Consider the following 4,955-nt stretch of genomic DNA (forward strand, 5'->3'; position numbering starts at 1 on the left):
TGGAATGCTCTGGGGCGTGGCCCCAGATCGTGATGAGTCGAAAATAATTATTGCTAGCCTTTACGACGCATGCTCGACCCTCTGCAAAACGCACCTCCCAGAGTATCGGAGATGGTGGATAGGATCACCAGAGGCAGACAAAGTCAAAAGCGGTTTAGCAATCGGAGCAAATCTTACAACTGTCGTAGAAGGGAAAGGTAACAGCAATGATAAGACGTGAAAACATCGATAACTCATTTGCGGAATGGATGGATAAGCTAGAGCTCGCCCTTGCGTCAAAAGACGGCAAGGCTCTTTGTGAAGCGACGAGGATGGTATGGAGCATCGGTTCGATCAAACAAGCTTACTTCCCAGGCTCGATTCCTGCGGAAGTCGGGAAGCTCGTCCTAACCAAGTTCCAGCTTGCGTTAGCGTGCATCAACGACCGCCTCGATGAAGACCCGCACCCAGATGGAGATAGATTCTATCTCTTGTACCGCGAGAACGTTTCGGAGCGTTTGGCTAATTTAGAGGATCTCATCCCGCAATGGTGCCCTGTCGAACTTGCTGCCGCGGAGCCACCCACTGAGGCGACGGCGAAAACTCGCTGAAGATGTCCCCGTGTACCACATCCGCCCCGCCGACCTCCTCAATAGCACCGTCCCGATTCGCTCACCTTCCTCTCACAAGCCCGCAGCGCTGATTTCATGTGTCTATGAGACACCTGATCTTACGTACCTGTAAGGTACCATTGACAAGCGCTCCGCCCATAGGGCATAATCGAGCCTGTAGTGTATCGCATGAAGAAAGTAGATTCGGCTTGATTTGAAATGAGGAGCGAAATGAGCAGAAGAAGAGTAATCCTGTGCTCGTGCCTTCTGGCGTTGCCCGCCCTGGGCGCAGCCCCGCTGCCGGAGTTGGCGATTCCCGATGGCTTCGGGGTCAATATCCATTTTCGCGGGGAGCCGGAGGACCTCGAGATGATCCGGGATGGCGGCTTCAGGTTCATCCGGATGGACCTGAGCTGGTCGGGCGTCGAAAGGCAAAAGGGTGCCTATGACTTCGGCAAAATCGGCTACGACGCCCTCACCGAAGGCTGCACCAAGCGCGGCATTCGCATCCTTTACATCCTCGACTACAGCAACAACCTCTACGAAGCCGAGCGCAGCGTCCGCACCGAGACCGGCCGCAAGGCATTCGCCGCCTTCTCAGAAGCGGCCGCCAGAAGGTACAGCGGCAAAGGCATCCTCTGGGAAATCTGGAACGAGCCCAATATCGAGCAGTTCTGGACCCCCCAGCCCAGCGCCGATGACTACTGCAAGCTCGTAGAGCTGACCGCCCCGCTGCTCAGAAAGGCCGACCCATCGGGTCTGGTAGTAGCGCCGGCCACGTCCGGAATACCATTCGACTGGCTCGAAGACTGCTTCAAGAGGGGGCTGCTCAAGTGGATTGACGTCCTCAGCATCCATCCATATCGTTCCCAGCCGCCCGAAACCGTCATCAAAGACTACGCCAGACTCCGCGACCTGATCAAACGCTACGCCCCGGACAACAAGCCAATCCCCATCATCTCCGGCGAATGGGGCTACTCAAACATAAACTGGAACAGAAAACGCCTCTCAGAAGAAACGCAGGCACAGTACCTCGTCCGCGAATTCCTCATAAACCTCTATCAGAAGATTCCGGTCAGTATTTGGTACGACTGGAAAAACGACGGCACAAATCCCGACGAGCGCGAGCATCACTTCGGGACGGTGATGCACGACCTCAAACCCAAAGCAGCCTACCTCGCGGCCAAAACCTTGTCGAATGCACTGGCCGGGTATTCAATCGACGGGAAGCTCGACTTGGGCGACGACCGAGACTTCGCCCTTAAGCTGACCAGGGGCGAGAGTCGCGCGATAGCATTCTGGACAACAGGCGATAAACACCGGATAAAGCTCCCGATTCCAAAGGGCGATGGAACGCTTCTCGATATGCTCGGTAAGAAACGTGAAATCTCCTGGGAGGAAGACGACCTCGAGCTGACGGCATCACAAAGCCCGCAGTACCTGCTCATACGACGCTAAAGGTGAATGGAAAGGCCCGCAATATCTGTCGCCACCTTTACGGATTGCTCGGCAGCACGTCGATGTCGTCCCTCTGCAGAAGCTGAATGATCTCAGCCTTCGTGGGCATGGCCTCGATGAAACCGAACTTCGAGCAGGCCAGCGCCCCCGCTGCCGATGCAAACTTGACAGCCTCCCGTATCTCGTCTCCCACCGCACAGCAAGCCGCCAGAGCACCTGCGAAGGCGTCCCCGCTGCCGGCCTGGTCTACCAGCTCCACGTTGAAGGACGGTATCTGATCGGCCCCGTTCCTGTCCACGACCATGCAGCCTCGCCTGCCCATAGTGATGACCGCATACTTCACGCCGCGGGTAACCAGGTCTGAGCCTATGAGTTTGGCCGTGCGAATATTCCCTGCCGACTTGTCGGTTATCTCAGCCGCCTCGCACAGATTCGGAATAAGGACGTCGGCCGAGAAAAACTCCATCGGAAGGTCACCGCCCTGCTCACCTCCGATGCACCTCGACTCCACCGGTCTGGCGGGGTCAAGAATGATCATTGTGCCGTGCACATTTGCGCAGCGAAGCGCCTTTATAAGCGCCTGATACGGCAATCCACCGTGAATAAGACAGACGTCGGCGTCGGAGATAACCTGCTCGGCGGCATCTATGTCCTGAGGCTGAAGAGCGCTATTTGCCCCGGCATAGAAACAGGCGGCGTTCTCTCCGGCACTATTCACCAGCGTTACGACCATCCCGGTATTCTTGGCCTCGGCGGCACAAACAAGCTCCGTATTGACTTTGAACTCAGCCAAATCCCTTTTCACCAGCTCTGCACAGTGATCGCCCCCGACTTTGCTGATAAGATGAACCTCGCAGCCGCACAGCGCCGCCTGCACGGCCTGGTCGGGGCCCGGACCGGCCGCACTGTACGAAAGGGACGAACCTACCACGCTCTGGCCGGGAGAAGGAATCTGGCTGCACCGAACCGTCATCTCAACATAAGTGCTGCCGATTACTACGACTTTCGGACTCCGTCCCGTCATTCCTGCCTCTGCAAATAAAAAGCTGCCATTGACTTGTCGTCACCCCCCTTCAGTGCCGAGAAATCCTTTTCACTGACGTACTATACCACCTCAACGCACAAATGCAACACCTTTTTTGGGGTATTATCACACCTTGGGCAAATTGGACGTTGCCCCCGACGCCCCCACACAGGCATCCTGGCTCTTCAGCCAGTGTTCTATGACCCTGACAATGTAGCCTACCTCGACTTGCAGCAGAGGTCGGCCTTTGGGGATTTTGTGCCATTTTGCCAGGCACTTTCGACAGCACGTCGCGGTCGCGTGCTGCGCGATAAAGACCGGATGGTTACTCATGGGCGTCTGTCGGCCGTCGTTGGCCGGGTCGGTGTCGGCCAGACGCTTCATAACGAAATCCCTCGCGTGTTCGAGAATCGTCGCAAGCCCTTTCTCCATAAGATACTGCGCCTCTTTGCCGCCAAGCTTGAAACGGCTGCGAAACTCCGACCGCCCCAAAGCTGCAAACAAATCGTCAATATCACACATACTCGATTCTCGATGCCTGCCCCGAAGGGCTCGATACTCGATTTCTGTCATCTGACCTCTGGCTTCCGACCTACGCCGGTACACCGACTACGCCCATGCAGACTACGCTTTCCTCTTCGCCGTCGAGACCGAGGATCGCGTTGACCTGGTCGTCGAATAAGGCCCCTATCTCGCAACTGCCCAGATTCAAGCTGACCGCCGCCAATGCCAGATTCTCCGCAATATGCCCCGCGTCGAGATAAATATATCTATACGCCCGCTGGCCATACTTCCATTTGCACCGCTCGAACACCGCCGACCACACAAAAACCACGCCCGCAGTCGCACACATCCCCTGCCCGAGCGCCGCAGCGGCAATCTGTCCGCGAAAGTCGCCCCGCCTCAACTCTTCGAGCTGATGGGCCTTGATCGAGTAGTGGTAAAGCCCGGGCTCCAGTTTCCTCACCTCGTTGACAATCACATAAGTCTCTATCGGATAGAGCGCTCCGGCCGATGGCGCCGTCCGAAACTCGTAGCCCTGCTCTATCCTCTCCACACCCGTCGATGCCCAAAGCAAATAAGCCAACTGCCCCAGGCTTATGGGCCTTGCTTTGAAGTCCCGAACGCTCTTTCTCTGCTTAAGGGCCCCGTCCAGCGTCATCGGTCGCGAAGGCTCGAAACTCGGAAGCTCAATCTTCTTGGTCTGCGGGTACTCCTTGTACACGTCAGGCTTGGCATTCCAGTCAAGCCGGTGTCCGCCCATACTATCCGCTGAGTACTTCGTCTTCCGTTGAAATTCATCGCCGACGCTGCTCATCGCTGCACCTCATTCGCAAGCTCTCCGGTCAAACGGCCTGTTCCATATCAACATACCGACGCCTCTTGCGCCAGCCGAAGATCGCCACCAACACAACCCCCCAAAGCACCGCGTGCAGGATTGTCCGCCCAAACCACACGACGTGAATAACCAACACAACGTGTTCCCCGTCCAAGGGTCCTCCCTCAGTTAGAAGCCTCGGCAGGTTATAACTCAACAGCGTTCCCACAAGCGATTCGATGAATAGGAGAGAGAAAGCGGTCAACGCCGCCAACGAAGCCTTGGGGTGTTGTTGCCACCGCGTCATGCTGAGAATGATGCCGATAAGCCATACTATATAGAGGGGGAACTGAAAAAGATATGCGCGGACAGTTGGATTAGTCGTTAAGAAATCGTCCATTACATGCTTCCTTTCACGTTCTGAGGTCCTGTTGGGCTATGCGATTTTGCAGAGTTCCGTCCCTAAGTTACACTAACCTTGTCGAGAATTCAACTTGCGGTTTCTTGTTCTCTACCCGAATGCTTCAATTCGTTCAGGCCCCGCGGGCCCCTCGCGGGGATAACA

The 4,955-nt window shown here is 56.1% G+C and carries 7 protein-coding genes; 3 read left to right on the forward strand and 4 right to left on the reverse strand.

Annotated elements, in window-relative coordinates:
• From VM163_05810 to VM163_05820, 3 genes are all read left to right on the forward strand, one after another.
• Positions 1–220: hypothetical protein (locus tag VM163_05810; protein ID HUT03388.1), on the forward strand; the 220-nt coding region annotated here is incomplete at its 5' end.
• Positions 207–590: a hypothetical protein gene (locus VM163_05815; GenBank protein HUT03389.1), complete on the forward strand. Its 384-nt coding sequence runs from the start codon at positions 207–209 to the stop codon at positions 588–590. The genes VM163_05810 and VM163_05815, both read left to right, overlap by 14 nt.
• 231 nt (positions 591–821) lie before the next feature.
• Positions 822–2,048, forward strand: a complete 1,227-nt coding sequence (locus VM163_05820; GenBank protein ID HUT03390.1) for a cellulase family glycosylhydrolase — start codon at positions 822–824, stop codon at positions 2,046–2,048.
• A gap of 37 nt (positions 2,049–2,085) precedes the next feature.
• Here VM163_05820 and VM163_05825 read toward each other — a convergent pair whose 3' ends face one another.
• The 4 genes from VM163_05825 to VM163_05840 all read right to left on the reverse strand — a co-directional run bounded on the left by VM163_05825 (position 2,086) and on the right by VM163_05840 (position 4,790).
• The gene (locus VM163_05825) at positions 2,086–3,072 is read right to left on the reverse strand and encodes a ribokinase (GenBank protein HUT03391.1); all 987 of its coding nucleotides are present in this window, start codon (positions 3,070–3,072) and stop codon (positions 2,086–2,088) included.
• A gap of 126 nt (positions 3,073–3,198) precedes the next feature.
• Positions 3,199–3,594 carry a DUF4186 domain-containing protein gene (locus VM163_05830; protein ID HUT03392.1) on the reverse strand — a complete coding sequence of 132 codons (396 nt, stop codon included), beginning with the start codon at positions 3,592–3,594 and terminating at the stop codon, positions 3,199–3,201.
• Between the two features lie 70 nt (positions 3,595–3,664).
• A complete protein-coding gene (locus tag VM163_05835) occupies positions 3,665–4,390 on the reverse strand; it encodes a SagB/ThcOx family dehydrogenase (protein ID HUT03393.1) in 726 nt (241 codons plus the stop codon).
• 28 nt (positions 4,391–4,418) lie between these two features.
• Positions 4,419–4,790: a hypothetical protein gene (locus VM163_05840; GenBank protein ID HUT03394.1), complete on the reverse strand. Its 372-nt coding sequence runs from the start codon at positions 4,788–4,790 to the stop codon at positions 4,419–4,421.
• Positions 4,791–4,955 lie beyond the last annotated feature (165 nt).

The organism is bacterium, from assembly GCA_035527515.1.
Taxonomy (GTDB): Bacteria; B130-G9; B130-G9; order B130-G9; family B130-G9; genus B130-G9.

Coding starts and splice junctions, on each gene's coding strand:
- VM163_05825 (HUT03391.1), bottom strand. CDS start 3,072: ATGACGGGACGGAGTCCGAAAGTCGTAGTAATCGGCAGCACTTATGTT.
- VM163_05820 (HUT03390.1), top strand. CDS start 822: ATGAGCAGAAGAAGAGTAATCCTGTGCTCGTGCCTTCTGGCGTTGCCC.
- VM163_05840 (HUT03394.1), bottom strand. CDS start 4,790: ATGGACGATTTCTTAACGACTAATCCAACTGTCCGCGCATATCTTTTT.
- VM163_05830 (HUT03392.1), bottom strand. CDS start 3,594: ATGTGTGATATTGACGATTTGTTTGCAGCTTTGGGGCGGTCGGAGTTT.
- VM163_05815 (HUT03389.1), top strand. CDS start 207: ATGATAAGACGTGAAAACATCGATAACTCATTTGCGGAATGGATGGAT.
- VM163_05835 (HUT03393.1), bottom strand. CDS start 4,390: ATGAGCAGCGTCGGCGATGAATTTCAACGGAAGACGAAGTACTCAGCG.